Origin of the sequence: Bacillus sp. FJAT-14266 (genome assembly GCF_001719225.1) — a bacterium.
Classification (GTDB): Bacteria; Bacillota; Bacilli; order Bacillales; family Bacillaceae; genus Bacillus; species Bacillus subtilis.
Genome location: NZ_CP017072.1, coordinates 3,675,114 through 3,700,346, shown reverse-complemented (window position 1 = coordinate 3,700,346; position 25,233 = coordinate 3,675,114). Strand labels below are relative to the sequence as shown.

The window sequence follows — 25,233 nt, the reverse complement described above, 5'->3', positions numbered from 1 at the left end:
ACGTTGAAATATGGGTTCGATTTTCATGAATCTCTATTCGGTGAAACAGGTAAAGGAAGTGGATAAGGTTTGCTTATAAGGAATCCTTTTAAAGATAAATATTACTCACATGATAGGCGGGCATTAAACATGCTTGCACTCAGAGTGCCGGGCCTGGCTTTTATTCTCATGATCTATATAGCCTCTATCGTGCTACAATTTGTTTCTGGGGGCTGGTCCATTTTATTGCTTTATGCGTTTACCATATTAATCGCCATTTTTGCTTTGCTTCATTGGCACTCATATCGCTGGGTTAAGAAAAGAGTGATTCTGTATTTCGCGGTACAAGGTTTGATCACCTTTGCACTTGCTAATCTCATGACTGGCTTCTTTATACTTGTCATTATCGGCCTTTATGCATTTTTAATTGGACAAATTATAGGAATGGCAGACAGAAGAAGGACTTTTCTCATTCTTTATCTATTGCTGCTGCTGGTCATAAATTCGGCGTATCACCTTCATAAAGGTGAAGTTTTGCATTTTATTGTTATTGCTGCGCCGATCATGATTGTCATCATCACTTATGCCGCAACATTTTTTGCCCAAGTCGATGAAAAAATAAAAGCTCAATTGACTCTTGAAAGGCTGGAGCTGGCTCATCAGCAGGTAGAACAGCTGACGCTGCAGAACGAAAGACAGCGGATGGCCCGAGACTTACACGATACGCTTGCTCAAGGTCTTGTCAGTTTAAATATGCAGCTGGATGCGATTCATGTTCATCTCGCCAAAGGCAACACAGAGAGAGCGAAGGAAATCATACAACAATCGATGAAAAGAGTGAAAAGCACATTAGCTGATGCACGTTCAGCTATTGACGATCTCCGCAGCAAATCAGAAGAAATCGGTGTTTTAAAAGAAAGAATTACCTCGCTAATGGATCATTTTATAGAGTCGACAGGCATGGCTTGTTTATTAGATTACAGATTGCATCAGGTGCTGGATGTGCGTACAGCTGAAAACTGTTATTACATCATTGGAGAATGCATGACGAATGCGGCAAAGCATGCTGAGGCGAAAACAATCTGGATATCCATTTGGGATGATGAAAAGGGAAGGCTCCATTTAACAGTTAAGGATAACGGCAAGGGATTTGATGTTGAAAAAGGAAAGAAAAAGAGAGGACATTATGGGCTTCTTGGCATACAAGAACGCGTCAGGGCAATAAATGGCCAATTCAATATCAAGAGTACAAAATTGAAAGGAACACAAATTGAGATCACTGTACCAATTCAGGGAGAGATGCAAGATGAATAAGGTTTTAATCGTTGATGACCATCTTGTCGTGAGGGAAGGTCTGAAGCTTTTAATTGAAACGAATGATCAATACACCATTATAGGAGAGGCGGAAAATGGAAAAGTCGCAGTCCGTCTTGCAGATGAATTAGAACCGGATATCATTCTGATGGATTTGTATATGCCGGAGATGAGCGGGTTAGAGGCCATTAAACAAATAAAAGAACAACACGATACCCCCATCATTATTTTGACTACATATAATGAAGATCACTTAATGATCGAAGGGATTGAATTAGGAGCGAAAGGATATCTGTTAAAGGATACGAGTTCAGAAACCCTTTTTCACACAATGGATGCAGCGATCAGAGGAAATGTGCTGTTGCAGCCTGATATCCTTAAACGTCTGCAAGAAATCCAATTTGAGCGGATGAAAAAGCAGCGCAATGAGACGCAGCTGACAGAAAAGGAAGTCATTGTTCTAAAAGCAATTGCTAAAGGTCTTAAAAGCAAAGCGATTGCCTTTGATTTGGGCGTCTCTGAGCGAACAGTAAAGTCCAGATTAACGTCCATTTACAATAAATTAGGCGCGAATTCAAGAACTGAGGCAGTAACGATTGCTATGCAAAAAGGTATTCTGACAATAGACAACTAAACTGCATATTTGAAAATTGCCCAAACGTACATGCCCGAATGTACGTTTTTTTTATTTCATTGTCAACTACAATGAGAAAGAATGTGATCAAGCAATGTGTTGAAAGGAGATTATCATGTCAAAAATGTTATATACATTAGGAGGATGGGTTGCTCGCAATCGCATAAAAGCAATATGTGCGTGGATCGTTGTGTTAGTTGCTGCGATAGGCCTTGCAGTCACCTTGAAACCAAGTTTTTCTGAGGATATGTCCATACCTGACACACCTTCGGAAAAAGCGATGGATGTGATTCAAAAAGAATTTCCTCATGGTCCTGATAAAGGGAGCATACGGGTTATTTTCGGTGCTGGTGATGGGGAGAAACTTACTGGGAAGCCAGCAAAAAAAGCAATAGAAGATACGTTCAAAGAAATCAGTAAAGATGATTCTGTTGACTCGATTGCAAGTCCTTTTGTGACAGGGACAATCGCGAAAGATGGCACAGTTGCCTATGCTGATATCAAGTATAAATCATCAGCAGATGATATAAAGGATTACTCTATCAAACACTTAAAAGACAGTTTGAAAATGGCTGATGATGAAGGATTGCAAACTGAGCTAAGCGGAGATGTACCGGGAGCCGAGATGGAGATAGGCGGTGTCTCTGAAATTGTCGGCATTATCTTGGCTTTTGTCGTTTTAGCCATTACATTCGGTTCTTTATTAATAGCAGGTTTGCCGATTTTAACTGCACTGATTGGTTTAGGTGTAAGTATTGGACTGGTTTTGATTGGGACACAAGTATTTGATATTGCTTCCGTCAGTCTTTCATTAGCCGGAATGATTGGCCTTGCTGTTGGTATTGATTATGCTTTATTTATTTTTACGAAACACCGCCAGTTTTTAGGCGAAGGCATACAAAAGAATGAATCAATTGCGAGAGCCGTGGGAACAGCGGGAAGCGCAGTCGTTTTTGCCGGACTTACTGTTATCGTTGCACTTTGCGGATTGACTGTCGTTAACATTCCTTTTATGTCTGCGATGGGGCTGACAGCAGGGCTTAGTGTACTGATGGCTGTTTTGGCTTCAATCACACTTGTGCCTGCGGTCTTATCGATTGCAGGGAAGCGGATGATTCCGAAACCAAACAAGAAAATAGAAAAACAAAGCACTGAAACAAATGTCTGGGGACGCTTTGTCACCAAAAATCCTATCATGCTAAGTGTATGCAGCATTCTGATTTTGATCGTCATTAGTATCCCATCTATGCATTTGGAACTGGGCTTGCCTGATGCTGGGATGAAAGCTAAGGATAATCCGGATCGCCGGGCATATGACTTGCTTGCCGAAGGCTTTGGAGAAGGATTTAATGGCCAATTAACAATCGTAGCGGATGCCACAAATGCTACAGAAAATAAGGCGGAGGCTTTCGCAGATGCAGTGAAAGAAATAAAGGGTTTAGACCATGTAGCAAGTGTCACCCCTGCAATGCCTAATAAAGAAGGGAACTTTGCCATCATTACGGTCGTTCCGGAAACAGGTCCAAATGATGTCACAACGAAAGATTTGGTACACGATGTACGCAGTTTGTCAGATAAAAACGGAGTAGATTTGCTTGTTACTGGATCGACTGCAGTGAATATTGACATTTCAGATCGCCTGAATGATGCGATACCGGTGTTTGCTGTACTTATTGTTGGATTTGCGTTTGTATTGCTGACCATCGTTTTCCGTTCGCTGCTTGTGCCGCTTGTTGCTGTTGCAGGTTTCATGTTGACGATGACAGCCACTCTTGGGATTTGTGTATTTGTCTTGCAAGACGGGAATCTCATCGACTTTTTCAAAATACCTGAAAGAGGGCCGATACTCGCGTTCCTGCCGATTTTATCTATTGGGATTCTGTTCGGGTTAGCCATGGATTATCAAGTATTCCTTGTCAGCAGAATGCGTGAAGAATATGTAAAAACAAAGAATCCAGTACAAGCCATTCAGGCTGGATTAAAACACAGTGGTCCTGTTGTTACAGCAGCCGGCTTGATCATGATCTTCGTTTTTGCAGGATTTATCTTTGCCGGCGAAGCTTCTATTAAAGCCAATGGGCTGGCTCTTTCCTTTGGTGTACTCTTTGATGCCTTTATTGTAAGAATGACACTGATTCCAAGTGTCATGAAGCTGATGGGGAATGCAGCTTGGTATTTGCCGAAATGGTTAGACAAGATTATTCCGAATGTGGATATAGAAGGGCATCAACTGACAAAGGAAATACAGCCAGAAATAGATCATGAACAAAAGAAACAAATCAGTGTGTAATAGAAAAAGCAGATCTTTTATGATCTGCTTTTTTGCTTATGGTAGTATTTAGAAGATGAAGTCGGCAGTTAAAAGGAGACACTTATGGCGCAATCACTCATTTTCGATATGGATGGAACTTTGTTTCATATTGGCAGAAGCTGCGTCATACTAGCAGGCATCCCAGGAGAAGTGATAAAGCACATCAAATGATTTTTTTGACGCTGCCTTCTCTCCGTGATGCCTAGGTTCTTGATAATTCTAAGAATAAACCAACTGATCATATAAGAAACCTAAAGAAACAAGCACACAAAACCAGCTGCGGGTTTTGTCCAAGAAAAATAGAGTCCATGAGAGAGACTCTATTTTTTGAAATGCCCGGCTAGAAGCATATTGCAGGACTTTATGAATGCAAATCACTATCTTATAAGCCCTTACCGTGAAATGCCTGTTTCTACATTGAAAAAACGCATTACACGTTCATTTACGTAAGCGGGTTGTTCCATCGATAAAACATGTCCGGCATTTTTAATGACTTCCGCCTCAATATCAGGAACGAATGAAGAGGCTCGGTGCAGGGCTGAGTGGGGATCATAGATGACTTCATGTTCACCAAGTAATAATAGGATAGGAACTCTTGCTGAACGTAATTCCTCATCGGTAAAAACATACGGAAATCCGTCGGCATTAGGATTTGGATTTCTTGATCCATCCTGCCACATTACCCCTGCCTGAAACTGCTTCACAAAAATCGGGTGCAGCACATTCTGATCATTCATCATCCAATTTAAGAATATTTCAACTCCATTTGACGCTGTAAGGCCAAGAGCGTATTTGTAGAAATCGTGATGAAATGGCAAAAACGTTTCTGCCGGACTCAGTATAGCTGCGCTTTTTACTCTCTCAGGCATACGTAAAAGGAAATTCATCGTATGGAGACCGCCAAGCGAAAGTCCGATCATGTGGGACTTTTCGATCCCCAGATTGTCAAACACATCAAGAAGCCAATTGGCGTAATCCGTTCTTGTACCGCTTACATTCTCAGGAATACTCTTGTTTTTATCACCTATGATATCAACTGCATAAGTTCTGTATTTACTGCTCCAATCGGCGATGTTGGGATACCACATCGTCGAGCTGAATAATGCTCCGTGGAGTAATACAAGCGGCGGGGCATCCTCTGGGCCGCTTGCAATCACATGTGTTTGACCAAAACGAGTAGATATATAGAATGATTCCCAACGGACCGGCCAAAGACTAAGGCTTTCATTATAAGTTTGATAATAGCGGATACCGTTGTCACTTAATTCGGGAATACTAGATGAATGGTTTGACATACAAATGCCCCTCCCAATTTTGTTTAAATGAATGTGCCGTTTCGTGATGGGGAATCTGATATTGATATAACAGACTTTATTTACAATATAATACAGTTGTTATTCGACGTCAAATCCAAGATGAAAAGGAAATAAAACGATTGGAACAGATTATTGAAAATCAATATAACAGAATATTAACCTCCTTTGTGGAGCCGCTTCATTAAAGCCGCAATCCAAATGAATGAATCACAAAAATCACAACAGGAGGGATCAAGAGGGAAGGCAGCAAATTCAATGTTTTGAACTTCTTGATTCCAAGAATGCTTAGACCTGAACTGAGGATGAGTATGCCTCCCACAATTGTGATTTCATTAATAAGGTCTGTATTGATTGCGCTCTCCATTACTTTAGCAAATAAATAGATGGAGCCTTGCCAGGCAAATAATACAATGGCAGCAGCCGCTATTCCAAAACCAAAAGTTGAAGCGAGCACAATGGAGGTGATCCCATCTAACATCCCGTTTGTCAGGAGGTATGTATAATCTCCATGCAAAGCGGCTTCAACAGGGCCTAATATTGACAGCGAGCCTATACAAAATAATAAGACCGCAGTTGATAAGCCCTCTGCTAAATTGCTTTTAGAAAATTTGTTCACCAGCTTGTTGAATCGTAATTCTAAATTGATGATCTGGCCTAGCAAACCTCCAATGGCTAAACTCACGATGAATAGAATGGGGTATTTACTATCAGGCAAATGCTGTGTAATGGCGTTGATCCCCAGTGCGACCGCAGCGAATCCCATTGCCTGCATCAAAATATCCTGGTATTCATCTTTAATGCCTTTTTTGAATATCCCCCCGATTATGCTTCCTGCAATGATCATCACTGTGTTAAAAATCGTTCCAAACATAAGCTTTCTCCTCCAAAAATCATTCCTGCATAAAAAATAAACCCTCTAGTTAGTAGAGAGTCAAGGGAGATCAAAACATATTCATGAGATTATTTGATGGGCAGCAGGATTTCAGTCACGTAATTATCTAGGTTATTCGTAATGCCATAATCAATGAGTGTGATTTCGATTGAGTCCCCTGCTACTTCATAATGATGTTCTTTCATATATGCCAGTAATTTTTTGTAGTATGGTTCGGCTTCTGGATGTGACCCTTTAAACCTAATTTGCAGATATTCTCTTGAAGGAAAGATGATTTCTGAAGAAGTTTTTTCATTTTCATCTTCAAGAATCATAAATATACTGGAATATTTGTCAAACTGTTTTGCTTTCACATTTGCTGCTGATATGGATAAACCGATCTTGCCTATGAATATATCTTCGTTCACATTCAGGTGGGTTCTCAATTCAGCTAACGAATGTTCGATATCATGGCCGAGAACATATTCATGCTGCAAGTAAGCCACACGCATTGCGGGAAGTTTGATTTTTGTAATTTGATGTAACGGCATGTTAACGGCATCTTCTATATGTGTGATGCGTCGGGAGATCTTTCGTTCAATGCGTTCCAATTCTTTCTTTTTGCGATCAATTTCAGCCTGCTGGCTTTTTAGTAAATGAAGAAGAGTGTTTGTATTTTGAGAGTTATAAAAATCAAGAAGCTTATTGATTGGCAGGCCTAGGGCCCTCAAATACTTGATGGTATCCAGCCGCTCAAACTGTTGGGTAGAATAATATCTATAGTTCGTTTGCCCATCTTTATATTCCGGTTTCAAAAGGCCGATTTCATCATAATACCGAAGAGCAGAGATTTTCACATTGAATAACCTTGACACTTCTCCAATCGAAAAAAATTCCTTCATTCTAACAACCTTTCTGTCCCTATGATTATATACATCCACATTATATAGTACGGGCGAGTTCTAAAGGTAAAGTTTGCAGCAAAAAGAAAAAACTCCTTCTAAAAAGGAGCTTTTCATTCTTCGAAATAAGGATTTACATGGATGAGCACTTCTTCTACATCTGAAAACTGTCTTTTGATTTCATTCCGAATTTCGCGGGCAATGTCGTGTCCCTGCTTAATTGTCAAATCATGATCCAAAGATAAACGGACATCAAGCAATTTATAGTGGCCATGTTCTCGCGCGCGGATTCTATCAATTCGTTTTACTTGATCACATTGAAAAATAACAGCTTTATATTCCTCTATCAGCTCGGGATCAACACTCTTTTCCATGAGCACATCAACAGACGGCCTGATTAATTCCATTGAAATCTTAAAAATGAGGTAAGCAACGATTGCACTGGCAATGGCATCGGCGTACAACAGATAGGACCATCCGCGGGTGTTTCCGATGATAGCCAACAGGACGCCGATAAAAGCGGCAAGAGAGGCAACGATATCGCCTTTATGATCGTACGCAATCGCTATAATCGCTTTGCTGTTCCATTTTTCCCCTTGCTTTATAGAATAACGATATAAGATTTCCTTAGCCACGTACGAAATCAGAGCCGCAAACAATGCGCTGTATTGGGGAACGCTTGGCCCTTTAACAAAGGACAGAATCGCTTCTATGAGGATATAAACGGATACGATCACTAAGATAATTCCTACAATCGCCTCACTAATGACTTCAGCTTTTCCGTGACCAAAAGGATGGTCTTGATCGGGCGGTTTATTGGAAATTCCGATCACTGCCAAGACTGCAATCGAAGCAACGACATCTGCCGCGGAATGTATTCCGTCTGCAAACACGGCTTCACTATCGCCTACCAGCCCAAAAAAGACCTTTCCTGCCATTAAGATCAGATTGGCGATCAATGCAATCAAAGCAACTTTTCTGCTTATTTGTTCTCTTTCACTTGCCATTTTTTCCTCCTATAAAACTGCACAAAAAAATAGGAGTGCTCTATATACGCTCTCCGTATCCTTTCCTGTGTAATCACTTTGTTTATCATACCAATTCAATTTCGAGTGGGTCTATAGCAACGTTGTTTCCTGTTTACTAATAAATAAGGTGACAGAAAAAAAGTTGGAGCTATGCTAAAAAGGTCATACAGCAAACAAATGAGTTCTTATGTAACAACAGTGATGATTCGCTATTAAAATGCTGCCGTCAGTGAAAAATTTCCACCTAATTTTCAAAAACCTATTGACATGAGAAGATCTGTATTTTACTATTATCTCATATTCAAGATATTTTAATTTGAGATATTTGGTCGGAAAGATCAGCGATCAAGCGCATCTCTAAGTGTTCAATCCGTTGTCATTTCTTTTACACAATATTCAATATGGATTTTTTATAATAAAATATCTCGAATTCGAGATAAAAGGGAGTGTATCGTAATGGCTGAATTTACACATTTAGTCAATGAAAGACGATCTGCAAGCAATTTTCTTTCAGGTCATCCAATCACAAAAGAAGACCTCAATGAAATGTTTGAATTGGTTGCATTGGCACCATCGGCTTTTAATTTGCAGCATACAAAATATGTGACGGTTCTCGACCCGGACGTAAAAGAAAAGCTGAAGCAGGCTGCAAACGGACAATATAAAGTGGTTAGCTCTTCTGCGGTTCTCTTGGTATTAGGGGATAAGCAGGCATATCAACAAGCGGCCGATATCTATGAAGGTTTAAAGGTATTGGGGATATTAAATAAGCAAGAGTATGACCACATGGTGCAAGACACCGTTTCGTTTTATGAAAACAGGGGAGAACAATTTAAGAGAGATGAGGCGATAAGGAATGCTTCACTTTCGGCGATGATGTTTATGCTGAGTGCTAAGGAAAAAGGCTGGGATACCTGCCCGATGATCGGCTTTGATGCGGAAGCCGTAAAACGGATTTTGAACATAGACGACCAATTTGAGGTTGTCATGATGATTACGATTGGAAAAGAAAAAACAGAGAGCAGAAGACCGCGCGGCTACCGGAAGCCTGTGAATGAGTTTGTTGAGTATATGTAAAAGGAGCGGATAAAAATGGCGAAAAAAACGATGGGAATTCATCATATTACAGCGATTGTCGGTCACCCTCAAGAGAACACAGATTTCTACGCAGGAGTGCTTGGGCTTCGTTTGGTCAAGCAAACTGTCAATTTTGATGACCCAGGTACGTATCATCTTTATTTTGGGAATGAAGGCGGGAAGCCGGGAACAATCATTACCTTCTTTCCGTGGGCCGGAGCCCGCCAAGGCGTCATTGGAGACGGTCAAGTTGGCGTGACTTCGTATGTCGTGCCGAAAGGGGCTATGGCATTTTGGGAAAAGAGACTAGAAAAGTTCAACGTTCCCTACACCAAAATCGAGCGCTTTGGGGAACAATATGTAGAATTTGATGATCCTCATGGACTGCACTTAGAAATCGTGGAAAGAGAAGAAGGAGAGGCTAATACGTGGACTTTCGGAGATGTAACGCCCGATGTTGCCATTAAAGGTTTTGGGGGTGCAACCCTATTATCAGCGCAGCCTGACAAAACCGCTGACCTTTTAGAAAACATCATGGGGCTGGAGCGAGTCGGCAAAGAAGGAGACTTCGTTCGTTATCGTTCCGCCGGTGATATCGGAAATGTGATTGACCTTAAGTTAACGCCTATTGGCCGCGGGCAAATGGGGGCCGGAACGGTGCATCACATCGCTTGGCGGGCTAACGATGATGAAGATCAGTTAGATTGGCAAAGATATATTGCTTCCCACGGATATGGTGTAACTCCTGTTCGGGATAGAAACTACTTTAATGCCATTTACTTCAGGGAACACGGGGAAATCCTGTTTGAAATCGCAACTGATCCCCCGGGCTTTGCACATGATGAAACACAGGAAACAATGGGCGAAAAACTGATGCTGCCTGTGCAATATGAACCGCATCGCACACAAATTGAACAAGGGCTGCTGCCGTTTGAAGTAAGAGAGTTAGATTGATTTGACACATAAAAAATAAAGAAACATATATTCAATTGATGATTGCTGGATGGTACTGTCAGCAAAGAATCAGATAAAATCAAAGATGAGGAGAGATACAAATGGAAGATGCAGGACTGTTGCTTATTCGTATAATGATTGGTGTGGTGTTTTTGTTTTATGGCACACAAAAATTATTCGGCTGGTTTGGCGGATACGGGATTAAAGGAACCGGACAATGGTTCGAATCAATTGGGGTGAAACCAGGAAACGTTGCGGCCGCTCTATCAGGTCTTGGGGAGTTAGTAAGCGGAATTCTATTTATTTTAGGCGTATTCCTCCCGCTTGGAGCTGCTATCATAACGATCATCATGTTAGGTGCTATCGTAAAAGTCCATGGAGCGAAAGGTTTTGCGAATGGCGCCGGAGGTTTTGAATATAACCTGGTGCTCATTGCAGTTTCCATAGGGGTTGCACTCATCGGTTCAGGAGCTTACGCTTTGCATTTTTAATACGAAAGTATGTAAGAACAGTTGCTGCTTGTCAGTAACTGTTCTTTTATTTTGACATTTTCGGCAAGCTTGCAGGTACTCTGCAAAGCAAAAAAGCGGATATCATAAATAAAAATCTGTATAGTGAATGATACGTATTGATGAGCTTGGTCATGAAAAACAGACCTATTTGAAGGAGTAAATGGATGAAAGAGATGACAGAATTACATTCATTAGTTTCTATAGAAAACTTTATCAAACAGCACAAATTCAGTTTTATTTATATATCAAGGCCTGCCTGTACAGTATGTCACGCAGTTCTGCCCCAGCTCAGAATAGTATTGGATCAGTTTCCAAACATCAAATTGGGGCATATCAATGCTGACGATTCAGCAGAGGTCGCCGGCAGATTTTCAGTTTTCACCGTTCCTGTGCTTCTTTTGTTCATTGATGGGACTGAGTTTCTAAGAGAAGCCCGTTTTGTTCATTTTGAACAGCTTGAACAAAAGCTGAAAAGGGTTTATCGATTATATGAAGGCGAATAAAGGAATAAGGCAAAAAAAGAACTCAAATGAGTTCTTTTTTTATTCTTCACTAGGCGAAGAAGGGTTATCAACCTGCCCTTGATCACTTGTATCATTATCACAACTTGCTGAAATAATAATTGAATGAGAAGGAGAGTAATCTCCTAATGTGAAATTCACTCCGTAATTTTTGCTGTTCGCAGTATGGCTGTTTTGCAAGTTTTGTCCGATATCTGTATTGGCGTTTTGTGTCATTCCATTTATCGTGAGATTTGAGATGTTGATTTGAGATCGCATGCTTCAAAAACTCCTTTCACTCAGAAGTAGCCGTCATAGAGGACGCTGGCAGTCTATTTACTTCTATGATATTGCGTTTTTATATCATTGCATCAACATAATGGTAAAAATAATAGCGAGTGAATGATCATCTTTTGAAGATGATCAACCTATCAGCAGAAATAAAGCCGCCTGATAAAGAGGCGGCAGATCGTTATATGTCATCTATGAATTTGATGTATCGTTTTTCGTTTGCCTGAAGGATAAGATGGTCGTTTTTAATGATGAGTAGGAGCCTATAGCAGCGTAGCCATAAAACCAGCCCATAAATACGCCAGAAAAGAGGCTGTGTCGATGGCTTATGAAAACAGAAATGACAAGGCCTGTTATTAAGGCAACTGACGGTACAAATGTTTTGGGGATTTTCAATAATATTTTGAGGATTTGGGTTATCAATATGATGATTGGAACAGCTATCACAGCATCCCAAAAGTTCGTGTGAATAATTGGAAAAGCCATACGGCACCTCATGAAGTGTTTATTTCTTAATTTTTACGCTAAAAGCTTGGAAAGCAGCTCTTGGATCGCATATGTTACATTTTGGGCTTGATTGGCGGAGCTTGTTTGGCTTAAAGCATTGGATTCAAAAACCAAACCTGTATTACTCCCACCGGAACCCTCTGTTGTTTTAGACACAGAGAACGGGCTGATGGAAACTGCAAATCCGTTATTAAAAACGCTGTTCCCGGATATCGAATGAATATAAACTGGGAATTTCATCATTCATCTCTCCTCTCTGTTATGACTGTTTATACAATATGGTGTGTGAGCAGCAGTTGCTTAAACAAAACGGAAAAAACTTTCAGTAAGAGACAAAAACCTGCAAAATGCCACAAGCGCCTTTTGTTAATGCAGCTTTTTAGGGACGTTTTTTTTATTTTTTTTGCCAACTTCATCAAAAATATTCTGATTGCCAGACTGGGCTTGTCCGTCCTTATTTATGAAATCGGGGTGAATGAGTTTTTTCAGATCCCTGACTGTTAAAGGCTTGGCGTCATCAGTTAATTCTATTCCTAATTGCCCGTTTGCCTCTAATGTCGCAATTTTGACATCTTGTATAGCCGTAACGCCGTGAAGCCTTAGCTGCATTTCAAGCTGGTCAGCTGTAAGTCTCATCTTCTTTAAGTTTTCGATATGAAGCTGTCCGTTTTCAATGACGATTTTTGCTTTTCCGGTTAACATCTTTTCAATGGTGTTCGATTTCATTTGGATCCATTCCATAACGATGAGTGTGCTTGTGAAAATTGCCGCTGCAATTAATGTTTTGAAGAGGCTGTACTCGATGATTGGCTGAACGATAATAGTTCCGATCGAAATCATGACAACCGTTTGAGTCGACGTCATTTGTGCGATTGATTTCCTTCCTGAAATTCTCAGCAAAATGACCCCGGCTACAATGAGAACAAGAGATTCCCAAGTGAAATTCATGCTACCACCTGACCAATGATGAATTAGATTTGTCATGGGATTGGCTTTTCTTCCGGCCAATCGCAATTTAATATATCCGAAAGGCAGTCGGTTCATTCTGTCCTGAACCGAACAATATTTTTGGTATAGATGGATATATTAAGCCAAACAATGATAGCAACAGGAGTTTTTTGGCCGAAACAATCTGGGAAGCGGGGAGCGCCATAACATGATTGAACTTGAAGTTGTCATTAGAACGGTTGCCAGCTTTGGCTTGCTGTTAATCGCAGAACGAATTTTAGGCAAACAGACAATCTCTCAAATGACGATTTTTGATTTTATTGCGGCGATCACACTAGGGGCGATTGCTGCCGGATTAGCTTACAATACTTCAATAAAACCGCACAATATGGCCATTTCGTTTAGTATTTTTGTGCTAACCATTTTTCTAATTTCGTTTCTGTCGATAAAGAACAGGAAGCTGAGGAAATTTTTTGCCGGAGATCCAACAGTGCTGATTCAAAACGGGAAGATACTTGAATCAAATATGAGGAAAATGCGTTACACACTTGATTATTTAAATCAGCAATTACGGGAAAAAGAAATATTTAATATCGAAGAAGTTCTTTTTGCCATTCTTGAAACGAATGGTCAGCTGACTGTGTTAAGAAAACCGCAATTCCGGCATGTGACCAAACAGGATTTAATGATTGCGGTAAACCAAGAACAAAGGCTTCCGATAGAACTTATTATGGACGGAGAAATCATTGAGAATAATTTAAAGCAGAATCGTTTGACGGAATCCTGGCTTTTGGAAGAATTGCGAAAAAGAGACATAAAGGTGAAAGAGACCGTGTACGCAGTGCTGCTGGGTAATGGGGATATTTATGTGGATCAATATAAAGACCATATATCAGTCCCTATGGATAAGGAATGAAGGAACAATCAATCTTAAAGCCCCTTATTGAACGCAACGGTTTCAACTTGTCTTGGGTACGAAATATGCAGAAGCCCGTTTAACAGCTGAATCTGTAACAAATGAGTTTCAGCGGCTTCGGGAAGCTGAATGATTCGCTCAATTTCTCCGTAATACCGTTCACGCAGCACTTCCATTTCGGCTGGAAAAACAGGCGTGATCGTTCCTTTGATCAGCAGCTGGGTTTTAGACAGTAAACGGATCGTTAATTCTTCCTCATACACACCGGGCATTTCCACAATGATAAAATTATATTCCTCATCTTGATAAAAGTCGTAAACAAACGTAGAAGCTTCGGAATCAAAAAAATGTTCCGGGGCTTTATATTTGAGCACATTTGTCCAAAAGTCACTTTGTTTATATTCATTCGTAATCTCAAGCCACTTTCGAATTTTTTCGAAATCCATATGAGATTCTCCTTAAATTTGATTTGAAATCGGCGCAGAAGGGTTTCCGATTTGGTCTTGGTCACTAACGTCTGAATCAATATTTCCAGTGTTTAAAAGTGAAGACGTAGGCGAAAGATCCCCTAAGGAAAAGTTTGCTCCAAAATATTTGCTGTTCGCAGTATGGCTGTTGTGCACAGTCGGACCGACATCTATATTTCCGTTTTGCGTGACGCCGTTGATCTTAATATTTGCGATATTAATTTGATATGGCATAGACGAAACCCCTTTAATCTAAAATTGGCGGTGGTGCAATCGGAGGAGCATTAACGTTGGATGTATCAGAGTTGCCGATAGATGTCTGGTCATTTACATCAGGATCGTTTAAGAAGTTTTCCATTACGGATTCTGTAGGTGATGTATCACCGAAAGAAGAGTTGGTCCCTTGAGATTTTTGATTGTTGGTAGGGCTGTTATAAGCAGCTTCGCCTATTGTAATTGAACCATTGCCCGAAATACTGTTGATCTTCAAATAATATAGGTTGATTACTGTAGACGGCATCCCATCACACCCTTCCATCTTTCTGTACAGTACATTATGCGCCGCTGCACCCAATTGTTCCTTGCATTTACGGGCAAAACTCTATCTGGCCCTGGAGTGATGCTCGTTAGAAAAAAAGAATAAAGTTTGTCACAGCCTGAATGTCAATCTATTTGGCAAATACTTATCAGTGAATGAAAAGCCATTGATATAGGAAGCAATGAATTGATTCAGTTATTCGAAATGCATGAGACCCTTTAATAAAGAAAGCTGGCAAACAGGATCAGTTTGAAATCATTGACAATGAAGCTAATGCCATGAAATAATACTCGTTAGTAACATTACTAGCGAGTATTATTTTTGGGGGGGGTCCTCGTTGAAAAATAAAAAAGGACGTAAAGGAGAAGAAAGCCGGAAACGGTTACTCAAAGCTGCCGCTAATGAATTTTCGATTCGGGGATTCCATGACACGAAGATAAGTGAGATTGTAAAAAAAGCTGGGTTCACACAGCCTTCATTTTACCTGTACTTTCAAAGCAAAGAAGCCATCTTTGCCGAGTTAATCACCGATTTTCACTCTCGGGTCAAAAAGCTGACAGAGTCACTTCTTCTGGAAAACGGATTAAACACGGAGGATGTGACAAAACGGGTGCTGTCTGCTTTGGAATCTGTTTTTCAATGTCTGGCTGAGGACAAGGATTTAACCAAGATCGGCTTTTTTCTTAACCCGGAAGCAAAACAAATGAAAAAAGACTTGGCGATGGTTTTGAAAGAGAACTTAGAAGCAGAACAGCGGCTTGGCTATTTTCACTCTGAACTGGATATGGAAACTGTCGCTGAGTGTTTGGTCGGCATGATTGAACATTTAACCGATTCATTTTTGTTAACCGGAATCAAAGATCCGGCAAGCCTCGCAACAGAGGTTGTGAATCTTTTGATATACGGGATGCTTCCGAAAGGGAATGACGTAAGATGATATCTATTATTCTGAAAGTCAGTTTGGCAGTTTTTATGCTTGCGGGAGGCATCATAAAGGTAAGCCGTGTTCCCTTTCAAGTTGAGCATTGGCGGCATTATCAATATCCATTATGGTTTCTGACTGTTACCGGCATTCTCGAAATAGCCGGGGCACTTGCTATGACAGCGGGAATTTGGAATCGGTATGCAGCGATTGGAGCAGGTGTTCTGTTTGTCGTTCTCATGGCGGGAGCCATTCATGCGCATACGTTTCGAGCAAGACAATCGGTCATCATGACGATACCAGCGATAATCTGTTTGATTGTTTCTATCATGATCATCATGGGGAGTTACACGTAAGCTTTTTCACTATTGTTTAAGAACAAGTCCATTTGCAGGAAATCTCCTTTTCTTATCGAATAATAGAAAGTCCAGGAATTAACTGAATCAGTAAAATAGAGCTCCATTTCTGCGTTATTCGTCCGGTGTCAGCTGGGCTTTTTTTATAAAGGAGGAATACAGGATGGCATTCACTTTGGAAGACATGACTGAGGAAGAGTTCGAAGCCTTTCGCGGGATGTCCGTGCAAAATTATGCGAAACAAAACATAACGTCAGGAACTTGGACGGAAAAAGAGGCGTTTGAGAAATCGGAGCAGGCATATGAGAACATGGTTCCGAATGGGCGAGACAGCAGCAATCATTATTTTTGGAACATCACAAATGACCAAGGGGAAAGAATGGGCTGGCTCTGGCTGTATGCTGATCCGTTTCATCCGCAAAAGGAAGCGTTTATCTATTCCTTTGGATTGTATGAAGCCTTTCGCGGAAAAGGACTTGCTCAATTGGCGCTTCAAACACTTGATGAAAGAGCAAGAGAGCTTGGTGCGGAAAGGCTGGCTCTACATGTATTTGCACACAACGAGACAGCCGTCTATCTTTATCAGAAGATGGGCTATGCCTTGACCAATATACGTATGCGGAAACAGCTATGCTGAAAAGTCGCTTACGTTACCCAAACACAAGATGCCTATCTGGAAGCAGTGGCAGGGTACTATAAGTCATCATTAGAAACATTAAGGTCATGGGAAGGCTTGAACATATAAAGAAAAAAGGACAACAGCTGTTGTCCTTTTCAATGCCGCTTGAACTTTCTCCCTCAGTCTTTTTTGTCTTGATGATCCAGCTCTTTTATTCGTTTCGTAAGCTCATTGAAAGCCTGATCAAGCTCCTTATACCCTTTATCATTTGGCGTCATAAAACTGAGCTTTCCCAGCACTTCTTGTCTTTCTGTCTCAAGCTTTAACCGAAGCTCCTCCCGCTCATTTCTTTCTGAAGGAGCGTCGTTTAACTGCTTTTCGATGCCGTTGTTTGAGATGACGAGTTTACTGTTTGTTGTTTTTTCGAGAAAGTATCGGTCATGTGAAACCGCCAGCAATGTGCCGCTGTATTGTGACAGTGTTTCTTCCAGCTGTTCGCGTGACGGCAGGTCGAGATGGTTTGTCGGCTCATCTAAAATCAGCACGTCTTTTTCCTCCAGAATATAGGCCATCAGCTTGATCTTTACACGCTCACCCATACTCATATGCTTGATCGGTTCAGTCCATTGGGCGGCTGTAAAACCTAAGTGCCTCATCAGATTTTGAACGTGCCCCCTTGCTTTGAATGTTTCATTCTCAAATAACTCTTCCGGTGTTTGTTCTAAAGGCAAATCAAACACCTCCTGCGTTAAATAGCCGATGTTTGCGGACGGCGACACCCATACACTTCCTTCTGCTGTTTCCTGTCCCAGAATGATGTTCAGTAATGTCGTTTTTCCGCTGCCATTGGGGCCTATGATCGCAACCTTTTCGCCGTGCTGAATCGTAAAGTTTGCGTTTTTAAAGAGGGTCCTTTCTTCAAACGCTTTTGTTACATTCTGAACTTCTAAAAAACGTTTTCCTGTTTTGTGGGTTGTATCGATTGAAAAGCGGACTGTATATTCTGGGGTAACGGGTTTTGCCTTTGCTTTTTCCAGCTCTTTTTCAAGCCGCTTCTGCTTGGATTTTATCTGGGCATCCGTACGCTTCGCTTTTACCCGGTGATATTCTTTAAACCCTTCCTTTTTCGTCGATTGAGCATGGGCTTTTTCCGACCAAGAAGCGAGCTCATTCATTTGTGCTTCAATCCGTTCAACCATTTTTTGCTGCTTTTCATATTCACGCTGCTGGGTGAGTCTTTTCTTCTCCCGGAACTTCATATACCCGGAGTAATTCCCTTTGAATTCAATCAGCGTCTGATCCTCAAGCGACCATATTTTTGTTGCGGCTTCGTCTAAAAAATATCGATCGTGAGAAACGAGAATCACAGTGCCGTTATAATGTTTCAGCTGTTGGATGAGAAATTGCAAGCTTTTTTCATCAAGGTGGTTTGTCGGTTCATCTAACAGCAGCAGATCTGCATCCTCTGATAGTCCTTTCGCCAGCCGCGCTTTTAGTTTTTCACCGCCGCTTAACTGATGAAAATCACGAAGAGGCACATGCCATTTCTCCAGTAACTTCTTTTCGGCAGGTGTCTGATCCGCAAAGGAATATGCCGCTGTTTCCTGTTCAACCAAAGCCAGTTTTATATCCTTTCGAAGGATTTGACCCTGGGAAGGGGCTAAGTCATTGTGAATGAGGTGCAGCAGCGTAGATTTCCCAGCGCCGTTTTTGCCGATAATTCCAATGATATCTCCTTGCTGAACACTGGCATTTATATTTTTAAAAACAGTCAGATCCTTCACTTCATAGCTAACGTTTGTTAATGTTACGATCTCTTTCATCCATATCCCTCGCTTTAAAGGGAGAATAAAAAAATCCTCCCAAATGTGTTGGAAGGATTAGCCGTGCCTGTGCATGATCAAATAAGCTATTTTTTATAAATAGCAGGTCGTATATATAGAAAATGGGCAGACTAATCCTATTTTTTGATTTGAAATATTGATTTCAAACGGTAAAAATAAGATTAGTTAATCATTGTCCACCCATCATCCCTTCTTGTTTTGATTACAAACACTATAGCATACCTTCAAATTCAAAAGCAAAGGTCATTTTCATCAAAAAACTCCTGCTCTCATTTTTGAGGCAGGAGTTTCGAGTGTTATTGATGCTTCGCTTTTCTCACTTTATAAATTACAATCAGCAAAATAAACCAAACCGGTGTGACAAATAAGGAAACACGAGTATCCTGTGCCAGTGCCAGCACAACCAGAACAAACGCCAGGAACGCAAGAATCAGGTAATTTGTAAACGGATAAAGCGGAAGCTTAAACTTGTTTGTTTTCGCTAATTCAGGTCTTGTTTTGCGGTATTTCATATGGCAGATGACCGTAATCCCCCAAATATAGATAAAGCATACGGTTGAAATACTTGTGATCAGGGTGAATACGCCTTCTGGCATGATGTAGTTTAACGTAACACCGATTAAAATCACGATAGCTGAAAAGAATAAAGCATTTCTAGGCACTTTACGCTGAGTCAGTTTCGCCATTGACTCAGGCGCATTGTGATCTTTCGCCAGGGAATAGACCATACGGCTTGTACTGAATACAGCGCTGTTGCATGCTGAAGCAGCGGAAGTCAATACAACAAAGTTGATAATACTTGCAGCCCCGACGATGCCAACCGCGACAAATACTTGTACGAATGGGCTTTCGCTGGGATTGATGACATCCCAAGGATAGATGCTCATAATCACGAGAAGAGCCCCGATATAAAAAAGCAGCACACGGACAGGAATATTGTTGATCGCCTTAGGGATTACTTTTTCAGGATTTTCTGTTTCACCGGCCGTAAGCCCGACAAGCTCAATGCCGACAAAAGCAAACACAACCATCTGGAACGAGAGGATAAACCCGTGCATGCCATTCGGGAACAGGCCTCCGTGGCTCCAGAGGTTTGTGAAGCTGGACACTCCTGAGCTTGTGGAAAAGCCTTTGAAAATCATCACAAGGCCAATGACGATTAACGCCAAAATGGCAATGACTTTAATCAAAGCAAACCAAAATTCTAATTCTCCAAAAAGCTTGACTGTCGCCAGATTCATAATCAGTAAAATAATAAGAGCGATTAAGCCAGGCACCCATTGCGGCACACCCGGGAGCCAATATTGAGTGTAGAGCCCGACTGCTGTCAGATCAGCCATCGCAATGGAAATCCAGCAGAACCAATATGTCCAGCCGGTGATAAATGCTGCCATATCGCCTAGGTAGTCTTGTACAAAATCCACAAAAGAGTGATAGTTCAAGTTTGATAACAGCAGTTCACCCAGCGATCTCATAATTAAAAAGCAAATGATCCCTGTGATCATATAAGCAAATAAAATCGAAGGTCCGGCAAAATGAATCGATTTGCCCGAGCCGAGAAATAAGCCTGTCCCAATGGCTCCACCGATGGCGATGAGCTGGATATGCCTGTTTTTCAAGCCTCTCTGCAACGTTTGCTGATTTATATTGTCTTTCGTCATGTCGTCTGTCACTTTATGTGTTCCTCCATTGAAAATTGTTTATTGAGTCAGCAATCTATTTTTAATGATTATTATAACACTAAAATTTCTATCTTTTTTACTAAAAAAGGATTGATGAAAAGAATTTTAATGTGATTTGGACTATTTCCCGAAAAAAGCGGCTCCATTTAGGGAGCCGCTTTCTTATGCTTTTTCAGTTTTTTTCATAAACAGGTAGAGCCCGTAATCTGTCGGTGCGGATGCGTAGCCTGCCTGCCGCAGCATTGCTGTGATATTGCCACGGTGGTATGTCCCGTGGTTGACAACGTGGGGAAGCAGTTCGGAAACAGTTGTTTTCATGATTCCGCTTGAGGGATTCTGAATCTGGAGTGGCTTATTGAGCTGTTCTTTTTGCTGTAAAAATAGTATATAGCGCTCGGATAACCTCAGAAAAAGGTCTTCCATTTCCTCTATTTCTTTAGCCTCTGTCTGTTCTTTAAGCTGTTCAGCTAAAGCCAACGCATCGCTCAAGGTTTTGCCGGAAAACACTTCAATCCAGCCGAGATCAGAAAGATAAACATGAGACAATACATGGGATATTGACGGAAACACGCTTTGAATTTCTTGATGGTATACCTCTTTTGGAAGCTCTTTTAATCGGTTGAATATTTGTTGATTGGCCCAGACGTTATATTCATACAATTTGAATGCAAAATCTGACATGTTAAAATTCCCCCTTTCGTGTGTATAGCTTCCATTATACACGAACATGAGTTCTTATATAGAGTGCTCAAAAATAAAATTTGTTGACATATATAGTTTAGAGGAATAAACTAATTGACATTGAACATAAAGTTTAGCGGGGTAAACTATAATGAGGAGGGGAAGATATTGAATGAACAAAAGCTATGTCAGGCGATAAACCTGTTTGTGGAAGTCCTGCTTGAAGGGACAGAATTTGTACATCGTGAAATCAATCAGGATGTCTTCAAGCATATCTCAAGGGAACAGGCAGACCTGTTGAAAATTTTAAAAGTCAAGGGCCCAACCTCTCCCGGCAGCCTGGCCATGTACCAAAATGTACATAAGAGCGCGATCTCTAACAGACTGAAAAAGCTGCTCGAAAAGGGATTGGTTCAATGGGACGACTGTCCGGAAAAAAGTGATAGGCGCTCTAAGCTTATTAACATTACACCCAGTGGTGAACACATACTAGAAGAATTAGATTCAGCCATCTTTAACGCGCTCAAACCGCTGATTGATGATATAGATGAGGAACACTTACATTCCATCATCGAGATATTCACCATTTTAAAAAGCAAATTTAAAGGAGGAGATTCTGCCGAATGAGAGCAATCATCAAATTCAAGTGGGCAATTGCAGCCATAGTATTAGCACTTACCGTCGTTTTGAGTTTGTTTTCTCCGAACTTAACGGAGCTGGCCAATCAAAAGGGGCAGGCCCAGCTTCCCGCTGATGCTGTTTCAGAAAGGGCAAACGCCATTTTAAAACAAGCGGGAGAAGACAATAATTCGATCAGTGTTGTCTTTACATTAGACAACGCTATAAAGAAAGAAACAGAGAATCAGCTCCGGATAATGATTGATAAAATCAAAAAGATCGACGGTGTAGAAGAGGTAACATCTCCTCTGTCAGCGGAAAAAGAAGTCAAAGACCAGTTGATGTCGAAAGACAAGAAAACCGTTCTCATGCCTATCACGATTACAGGTTCTGATAAAAAGGCGGAAAAAATCGCGGACGAGATTTATCAAATCGTTCCTGATGATTTGACGGCTTATATTACGGGAGCTTCCCTTATCAACCAGGATTTCGCTCACAGCTCAGAGGAAGGGCTTAAGAAAACGGAAGTGATAACAGTCTGCCTGATCATCGGTTTACTGTTGATCGTGTTCCGATCTGTTGTGACGCCTTTTATCCCGATTGTGGTTGTCGGTTTTTCTTATCTGATCAGTCAATCTATACTGGGCATCCTTGTATACAATGTTGATTTTCCTATCTCGACGTTTACGCAAACCTTCTTAGTTGCGATCCTGTTCGGCATTGGAACAGATTACTGCATACTGCTTCTTACACGGTTCCGTGAAGAATTGGCAAACGGGCATGATAAAAAAGAAGCGGCGCTTATCGCTTACCGCACAGGGGGAAAAACCTTATTTATCAGCGGATTTGCGGTATTGATCGGATTTTCCGCCTTAGGATTTGCGAAGTTTGCGATTTTCCAATCCGCAGTAGGGGTAGCAGTCGGTGTGGGAATTTTAATGATCATCCTCTACACACTGCTGCCATTATTTATGGTGACGCTGGGTGAAAAATTATTCTGGCCTTCTAAGAAAGTGCTGTCACACAGTGATAACAAACTATGGGCGTTTCTCGGCAGACACTCCGTTGCGCGTCCGTTTCTGTTCATTGTCATCACGGTGGTGATTACGCTTCCGTTCATCTTGACCTATGATGACCAGATTTCATTCGACTCAACTGCGGAAATCAGCAGCGATTATAAATCTATAAAAGCTCTCGAGGCCATTAAGGATGGATTCGGGGAAGGAAAAGCGTTCCCGATCAATGTTGTCGTAAAAGGAGACAAAGATCTTACAACAGCTGATACAATCCCCTATCTAGGAAATATCAGCAAAGCGATCGAGAAAGTTGATCATGTTGACTCTGTTATGACCATTACGCAGCCGACTGGTGAAAAAATCAAAGATTTATATATTGATAACCAGCTAGGATCGGTATCAGACGGGCTGGATAAGACGGTAAAAGGGATTGCCGATGTCCAAAGCGGATTAACGGATATAGAAAACGGATTGAATCAAATGGCAGGGCAAACCGGCTCGGCCTCAAATGGAGGGTCTGGCGGTTCACTGGGCGATGCGGCAGATGGCTTGGGCAAAATCAATCAGCAGCTGCAGCTTGTGAGCAAACAGATTTCCCAAACCGGCAATACCGCACAGACCGTGCAGCAGCTTACGGCAATAAGCGGACAGCTTGGCCAGATTCAAACCGGCCTTGAACAAGCAAACCAACAGCTCTCAGGCCAGCAGGCACAAGCTGGAACCCTGACAGAAAGCCTGAAGAAGCTGTCCGAAGGCGTAAAAAGCGCAAATGAGGGCCTGACGAAAGTCTCTGACGGTATTACAGCTTCCAGTGATATGTTAGAGGACATGAGCAAAAGTTCAACTGTAAGAGATACAGGCATATTCATTCCTGGTCAAGTAATGAAGGACAAAGACTTTAAGAAGTCAATTGACCAGTATTCCTTTGCAGACGGCAAAGGTGTTCAATTAAGTGTCGTTCTGGATTCAAATCCGTACTCAGAACATGCTATTGCGACAATAAACCAAATCAAAAAAGCTGTCGCAAACGAAGTTGACGGCACTCCTTTGGAGGATGCACAGATCGTATACGGCGGGGTCACGAGTATGAACGCGGACTTAAAAGAGCTGTCCACAACGGACTTCTCCAGAACAATGGTGATTATGATTATAGGCCTGTTTATCGTGTTAACCATTTTGTTCCGCTCAATGATCATGCCGATTTATATGATCGCGTCATTGCTGCTGACGTACTATACGTCGATATCCATAACAGAATTAATTTTTGTAAACGGCTTAGGAAACGCGGGTGTCAGCTGGGCAGTGCCATTCTTCAGCTTTGTCATCTTGATCGCGTTAGGGGTAGATTATTCAATCTTCTTGCTGGATCGATTTAAGGAAGAGGTGCACCTTGGCATTGAGCAAGGTGTCGTCAGGTCAATGAGCAAAATGGGATCTGTCATTATTACAGCTGCCATTATATTGGCCGGTACGTTCGCGGCGATGATGCCTTCAGGTGTCAATACCCTGATGCAGGTGGCAAGTGTTATCATCATCGGGCTCTTGCTTTACGGCCTTGTCATTCTTCCGCTCTTCATCCCGGCAATCATTGCGACCTTTGGAGAAGGAAACTGGTGGCCGTTCGGCAGGAAGAAAGGAAAAGAGTAATCGAGAGAAGAGTGATGAATGGTCATCACTCTTTTTTCATGATCTAAACGACGAACTTCAGACGTGTTACCCAAAAAAGGTCAGACGATCAAACGGCGGCTGTACTTAAAAACAAAGAGCCCGGAAAACATTCCCGGGCTCTTTGTTTTATTTCCATTCTGCAATTGTATCAATCGGCAGACGGTAGGAAGCATAGCCTTCGTCTGCTGCTTTTCCGATAGAAAGTAGCATAACCGGTACATAACGTTCTTTATCTAATCCGAAGGTTTCCGCGATGTTTTCTTTATCGTATCCGCCGATCGGGTTTGTATCGTAGCCATGCGCGCGTGCAGTCAGCATCAGCTGCATGGAAACAAGACCTCCATCAATCAGGATCGTTTCACGGTTGACCTGTGCCGGAAGCTTTTCAAAATGTGCGGTCAGCGCGGCGATTTGTCTGTCTTTGACCTCCTGCGGCATGTAACCAAGTTCCACGGCTTTTGAATAGATTTCTTCTAAGTAGTCTGCATTGTTCATGTCTGCAAATACAGCGATGACAGCAGATGATGTTGTGACCTGTGTTTGGTTAAAGCTTGCAAGCGGTGCGAGCTTTTCTTTTCCTTCCGGGCTGTCAATGACAAGAAAACGCCATGGCTGCGCGTTAACAGAAGATGGCGCAGTTGTTGCTTCCTCTAAGATCTCTGTCATTTCTTCTTTGCTGATTTTTACTGCCGGATCATAGTTGCGGATAGAACGGCGGCCTTTCATAATTTCCATAAAATCGTTTGTTTTGATCATGTTGAT

The 25,233-nt window shown here is 41.5% G+C and carries 28 protein-coding genes; 13 read left to right on the top strand and 15 right to left on the bottom strand.

Annotation, left to right across the window (positions count from 1 at the left end):
• Positions 1-69: 69 nt before the first annotated feature.
• From ydfH to BGM23_RS19130, 3 genes are all read left to right on the top strand, one after another.
• Entirely contained in the window at positions 70-1,293 is a 1,224-nt protein-coding gene (gene ydfH / locus BGM23_RS19140) for a two-component system sensor histidine kinase YdfH (RefSeq protein WP_032678641.1), read from the top strand.
• Positions 1,286-1,927, top strand: coding sequence for a two-component system response regulator YdfI (ydfI, locus tag BGM23_RS19135; protein ID WP_046664259.1), 642 nt, complete (start codon positions 1,286-1,288; stop codon positions 1,925-1,927). The genes ydfH and ydfI overlap by 8 nt, the downstream gene beginning before the upstream one ends.
• A gap of 115 nt (positions 1,928-2,042) precedes the next feature.
• Entirely contained in the window at positions 2,043-4,217 is a 2,175-nt protein-coding gene (locus tag BGM23_RS19130; RefSeq protein WP_046664258.1) for an MMPL family transporter, read from the top strand.
• Positions 4,218-4,630: 413 nt separating this feature from the next.
• On the opposite strand, the gene BGM23_RS19125 is transcribed toward BGM23_RS19130, so the two are convergent.
• The 4 genes from BGM23_RS19125 to mneP all read right to left on the bottom strand — a co-directional run bounded on the left by BGM23_RS19125 (position 4,631) and on the right by mneP (position 8,334).
• Complete coding sequence (locus tag BGM23_RS19125; protein ID WP_038427431.1) at positions 4,631-5,533, bottom strand: carboxylesterase; 903 nt, start codon at positions 5,531-5,533, stop codon at positions 4,631-4,633.
• A gap of 202 nt (positions 5,534-5,735) precedes the next feature.
• Positions 5,736-6,425, bottom strand: a complete 690-nt coding sequence (locus BGM23_RS19120) for a DUF554 domain-containing protein (protein ID WP_033883509.1) — start codon at positions 6,423-6,425, stop codon at positions 5,736-5,738.
• Between the two features lie 89 nt (positions 6,426-6,514).
• Entirely contained in the window at positions 6,515-7,327 is an 813-nt protein-coding gene (locus BGM23_RS19115) for a MerR family transcriptional regulator (protein ID WP_038427434.1), read from the bottom strand.
• A gap of 113 nt (positions 7,328-7,440) precedes the next feature.
• Positions 7,441-8,334, bottom strand: coding sequence for a manganese transporter MneP (gene mneP / locus BGM23_RS19110; RefSeq protein ID WP_015252717.1), 894 nt, complete (start codon positions 8,332-8,334; stop codon positions 7,441-7,443).
• Between the two features lie 477 nt (positions 8,335-8,811).
• Here mneP and BGM23_RS19105 point away from each other — a divergent pair, with 477 nt between their 5' ends.
• The 4 genes from BGM23_RS19105 (at position 8,812) to BGM23_RS19090 (ending at position 11,401) form a co-directional block, all read left to right on the top strand.
• Positions 8,812-9,432 carry a nitroreductase family protein gene (locus BGM23_RS19105; RefSeq protein WP_038427437.1) on the top strand — a complete coding sequence of 207 codons (621 nt, stop codon included), beginning with the start codon at positions 8,812-8,814 and terminating at the stop codon, positions 9,430-9,432.
• Between the two features lie 15 nt (positions 9,433-9,447).
• Positions 9,448-10,386, top strand: coding sequence for a ring-cleaving dioxygenase (locus BGM23_RS19100; RefSeq protein WP_033883506.1), 939 nt, complete (start codon positions 9,448-9,450; stop codon positions 10,384-10,386).
• A gap of 101 nt (positions 10,387-10,487) precedes the next feature.
• Positions 10,488-10,877 carry a DoxX family protein gene (locus BGM23_RS19095; protein WP_003234169.1) on the top strand — a complete coding sequence of 130 codons (390 nt, stop codon included), beginning with the start codon at positions 10,488-10,490 and terminating at the stop codon, positions 10,875-10,877.
• A 185-nt stretch (positions 10,878-11,062) separates the two neighbouring features.
• Complete coding sequence (locus BGM23_RS19090; RefSeq protein WP_046664257.1) at positions 11,063-11,401, top strand: thioredoxin family protein; 339 nt, start codon at positions 11,063-11,065, stop codon at positions 11,399-11,401.
• 39 nt (positions 11,402-11,440) lie between these two features.
• On the opposite strand, the gene BGM23_RS19085 is transcribed toward BGM23_RS19090, so the two are convergent.
• The 4 genes from BGM23_RS19085 to BGM23_RS19070 all read right to left on the bottom strand — a co-directional run bounded on the left by BGM23_RS19085 (position 11,441) and on the right by BGM23_RS19070 (position 13,144).
• Positions 11,441-11,677, bottom strand: a complete 237-nt coding sequence (locus BGM23_RS19085) for a spore germination protein (RefSeq protein WP_003244342.1) — start codon at positions 11,675-11,677, stop codon at positions 11,441-11,443.
• 204 nt (positions 11,678-11,881) lie between these two features.
• A complete protein-coding gene (locus BGM23_RS22040; protein ID WP_009969672.1) occupies positions 11,882-12,175 on the bottom strand; it encodes a hypothetical protein in 294 nt (97 codons plus the stop codon).
• A gap of 33 nt (positions 12,176-12,208) precedes the next feature.
• Entirely contained in the window at positions 12,209-12,439 is a 231-nt protein-coding gene (locus BGM23_RS19075) for a spore germination protein (protein WP_003244212.1), read from the bottom strand.
• 123 nt (positions 12,440-12,562) lie between these two features.
• Positions 12,563-13,144 carry a DUF421 domain-containing protein gene (locus BGM23_RS19070; protein WP_003234158.1) on the bottom strand — a complete coding sequence of 194 codons (582 nt, stop codon included), beginning with the start codon at positions 13,142-13,144 and terminating at the stop codon, positions 12,563-12,565.
• Between the two features lie 208 nt (positions 13,145-13,352).
• Here BGM23_RS19070 and BGM23_RS19065 point away from each other — a divergent pair, with 208 nt between their 5' ends.
• A complete protein-coding gene (locus BGM23_RS19065) occupies positions 13,353-14,060 on the top strand; it encodes a DUF421 domain-containing protein (protein WP_003234156.1) in 708 nt (235 codons plus the stop codon).
• A gap of 14 nt (positions 14,061-14,074) precedes the next feature.
• On the opposite strand, the gene cotP is transcribed toward BGM23_RS19065, so the two are convergent.
• Genes cotP through BGM23_RS19050 form a run of 3 tightly spaced genes read right to left on the bottom strand, consistent with a single transcriptional unit; the run spans position 14,075 to position 15,047 of the window.
• Positions 14,075-14,506 (bottom strand): spore coat protein CotP, encoded by a 432-nt coding sequence (cotP, locus tag BGM23_RS19060; RefSeq protein ID WP_003234154.1) that lies wholly within the window; start codon positions 14,504-14,506, stop codon positions 14,075-14,077.
• 12 nt (positions 14,507-14,518) lie between these two features.
• Positions 14,519-14,761, bottom strand: coding sequence for a spore germination protein (locus BGM23_RS19055; RefSeq protein WP_003234151.1), 243 nt, complete (start codon positions 14,759-14,761; stop codon positions 14,519-14,521).
• Between the two features lie 13 nt (positions 14,762-14,774).
• On the bottom strand, positions 14,775-15,047 hold the full coding sequence (locus BGM23_RS19050; RefSeq protein WP_003243854.1) for a spore germination protein: 273 nt from the start codon (positions 15,045-15,047) through the stop codon (positions 14,775-14,777).
• Between the two features lie 355 nt (positions 15,048-15,402).
• On the opposite strand from BGM23_RS19050, the gene BGM23_RS19045 reads away from it, so the two are divergent.
• From BGM23_RS19045 to BGM23_RS19035, 3 genes are all read left to right on the top strand, one after another.
• On the top strand, positions 15,403-16,002 hold the full coding sequence (locus tag BGM23_RS19045) for a TetR/AcrR family transcriptional regulator (RefSeq protein WP_038427443.1): 600 nt from the start codon (positions 15,403-15,405) through the stop codon (positions 16,000-16,002).
• Positions 15,999-16,343 carry a DoxX family protein gene (locus BGM23_RS19040; protein ID WP_038427445.1) on the top strand — a complete coding sequence of 115 codons (345 nt, stop codon included), beginning with the start codon at positions 15,999-16,001 and terminating at the stop codon, positions 16,341-16,343. The genes BGM23_RS19045 and BGM23_RS19040 overlap by 4 nt, the downstream gene beginning before the upstream one ends.
• 163 nt (positions 16,344-16,506) lie before the next feature.
• Entirely contained in the window at positions 16,507-16,980 is a 474-nt protein-coding gene (locus BGM23_RS19035; RefSeq protein WP_038427447.1) for a GNAT family N-acetyltransferase, read from the top strand.
• Positions 16,981-17,141: 161 nt separating this feature from the next.
• Here the strand turns inward: BGM23_RS19035 and vmlR are convergent, their stop codons facing one another.
• The 3 genes from vmlR to dinB form a co-directional block, all read right to left on the bottom strand.
• A complete protein-coding gene (gene vmlR / locus BGM23_RS19030; protein ID WP_046664255.1) occupies positions 17,142-18,785 on the bottom strand; it encodes an ABC-F type ribosomal protection protein VmlR in 1,644 nt (547 codons plus the stop codon).
• Positions 18,786-19,102: 317 nt separating this feature from the next.
• Positions 19,103-20,479 carry an amino acid permease gene (locus tag BGM23_RS19025; RefSeq protein ID WP_014475969.1) on the bottom strand — a complete coding sequence of 459 codons (1,377 nt, stop codon included), beginning with the start codon at positions 20,477-20,479 and terminating at the stop codon, positions 19,103-19,105.
• A gap of 171 nt (positions 20,480-20,650) precedes the next feature.
• The gene (dinB, locus tag BGM23_RS19020) at positions 20,651-21,169 is read right to left on the bottom strand and encodes a damage-inducible protein DinB (protein ID WP_014478997.1); all 519 of its coding nucleotides are present in this window, start codon (positions 21,167-21,169) and stop codon (positions 20,651-20,653) included.
• Between the two features lie 168 nt (positions 21,170-21,337).
• Between dinB and BGM23_RS19015 the strand changes: the two genes are divergently transcribed.
• Together BGM23_RS19015 and BGM23_RS19010 are read left to right on the top strand one after the other, a co-directional pair.
• Positions 21,338-21,796, top strand: coding sequence for a MarR family transcriptional regulator (locus BGM23_RS19015; RefSeq protein ID WP_003242874.1), 459 nt, complete (start codon positions 21,338-21,340; stop codon positions 21,794-21,796).
• Complete coding sequence (locus tag BGM23_RS19010) at positions 21,793-24,450, top strand: MMPL family transporter (protein ID WP_046664253.1); 2,658 nt, start codon at positions 21,793-21,795, stop codon at positions 24,448-24,450. Before BGM23_RS19015 ends, BGM23_RS19010 begins: the two co-directional genes overlap by 4 nt.
• A gap of 147 nt (positions 24,451-24,597) precedes the next feature.
• Here the strand turns inward: BGM23_RS19010 and BGM23_RS19005 are convergent, their stop codons facing one another.
• Positions 24,598-25,227 (bottom strand): nitroreductase family protein, encoded by a 630-nt coding sequence (locus tag BGM23_RS19005; protein ID WP_003234135.1) that lies wholly within the window; start codon positions 25,225-25,227, stop codon positions 24,598-24,600.
• Between the last annotated feature and the right edge of the window lie 6 nt (positions 25,228-25,233).

What these genes read in the sequence shown, in the direction of transcription:
- BGM23_RS19100 (WP_033883506.1), top strand. Translation starts at nt 9,448, where the DNA reads ATGGCGAAAAAAACGATGGGAATTCATCATATTACAGCGATTGTCGGT.
- BGM23_RS19075 (WP_003244212.1), bottom strand. Translation starts at nt 12,439, where the DNA reads ATGATGAAATTCCCAGTTTATATTCATTCGATATCCGGGAACAGCGTT.
- dinB (WP_014478997.1), bottom strand. Translation starts at nt 21,169, where the DNA reads ATGTCAGATTTTGCATTCAAATTGTATGAATATAACGTCTGGGCCAAT.
- BGM23_RS19115 (WP_038427434.1), bottom strand. Translation starts at nt 7,327, where the DNA reads ATGAAGGAATTTTTTTCGATTGGAGAAGTGTCAAGGTTATTCAATGTG.
- BGM23_RS19050 (WP_003243854.1), bottom strand. Translation starts at nt 15,047, where the DNA reads ATGCCGTCTACAGTAATCAACCTATATTATTTGAAGATCAACAGTATT.
- mneP (WP_015252717.1), bottom strand. Translation starts at nt 8,334, where the DNA reads ATGGCAAGTGAAAGAGAACAAATAAGCAGAAAAGTTGCTTTGATTGCA.
- BGM23_RS19090 (WP_046664257.1), top strand. Translation starts at nt 11,063, where the DNA reads ATGAAAGAGATGACAGAATTACATTCATTAGTTTCTATAGAAAACTTT.
- BGM23_RS22040 (WP_009969672.1), bottom strand. Translation starts at nt 12,175, where the DNA reads ATGGCTTTTCCAATTATTCACACGAACTTTTGGGATGCTGTGATAGCT.
- BGM23_RS19120 (WP_033883509.1), bottom strand. Translation starts at nt 6,425, where the DNA reads ATGTTTGGAACGATTTTTAACACAGTGATGATCATTGCAGGAAGCATA.
- BGM23_RS19065 (WP_003234156.1), top strand. Translation starts at nt 13,353, where the DNA reads ATGATTGAACTTGAAGTTGTCATTAGAACGGTTGCCAGCTTTGGCTTG.
- BGM23_RS19040 (WP_038427445.1), top strand. Translation starts at nt 15,999, where the DNA reads ATGATATCTATTATTCTGAAAGTCAGTTTGGCAGTTTTTATGCTTGCG.
- cotP (WP_003234154.1), bottom strand. Translation starts at nt 14,506, where the DNA reads ATGGATTTCGAAAAAATTCGAAAGTGGCTTGAGATTACGAATGAATAT.
- ydfI (WP_046664259.1), top strand. Translation starts at nt 1,286, where the DNA reads ATGAATAAGGTTTTAATCGTTGATGACCATCTTGTCGTGAGGGAAGGT.
- BGM23_RS19010 (WP_046664253.1), top strand. Translation starts at nt 21,793, where the DNA reads ATGAGAGCAATCATCAAATTCAAGTGGGCAATTGCAGCCATAGTATTA.
- BGM23_RS19095 (WP_003234169.1), top strand. Translation starts at nt 10,488, where the DNA reads ATGGAAGATGCAGGACTGTTGCTTATTCGTATAATGATTGGTGTGGTG.
- BGM23_RS19070 (WP_003234158.1), bottom strand. Translation starts at nt 13,144, where the DNA reads ATGAATTTCACTTGGGAATCTCTTGTTCTCATTGTAGCCGGGGTCATT.
- BGM23_RS19105 (WP_038427437.1), top strand. Translation starts at nt 8,812, where the DNA reads ATGGCTGAATTTACACATTTAGTCAATGAAAGACGATCTGCAAGCAAT.
- BGM23_RS19085 (WP_003244342.1), bottom strand. Translation starts at nt 11,677, where the DNA reads ATGCGATCTCAAATCAACATCTCAAATCTCACGATAAATGGAATGACA.
- vmlR (WP_046664255.1), bottom strand. Translation starts at nt 18,785, where the DNA reads ATGAAAGAGATCGTAACATTAACAAACGTTAGCTATGAAGTGAAGGAT.
- BGM23_RS19130 (WP_046664258.1), top strand. Translation starts at nt 2,043, where the DNA reads ATGTCAAAAATGTTATATACATTAGGAGGATGGGTTGCTCGCAATCGC.
- BGM23_RS19035 (WP_038427447.1), top strand. Translation starts at nt 16,507, where the DNA reads ATGGCATTCACTTTGGAAGACATGACTGAGGAAGAGTTCGAAGCCTTT.
- BGM23_RS19005 (WP_003234135.1), bottom strand. Translation starts at nt 25,227, where the DNA reads ATGATCAAAACAAACGATTTTATGGAAATTATGAAAGGCCGCCGTTCT.
- BGM23_RS19125 (WP_038427431.1), bottom strand. Translation starts at nt 5,533, where the DNA reads ATGTCAAACCATTCATCTAGTATTCCCGAATTAAGTGACAACGGTATC.
- BGM23_RS19055 (WP_003234151.1), bottom strand. Translation starts at nt 14,761, where the DNA reads ATGCCATATCAAATTAATATCGCAAATATTAAGATCAACGGCGTCACG.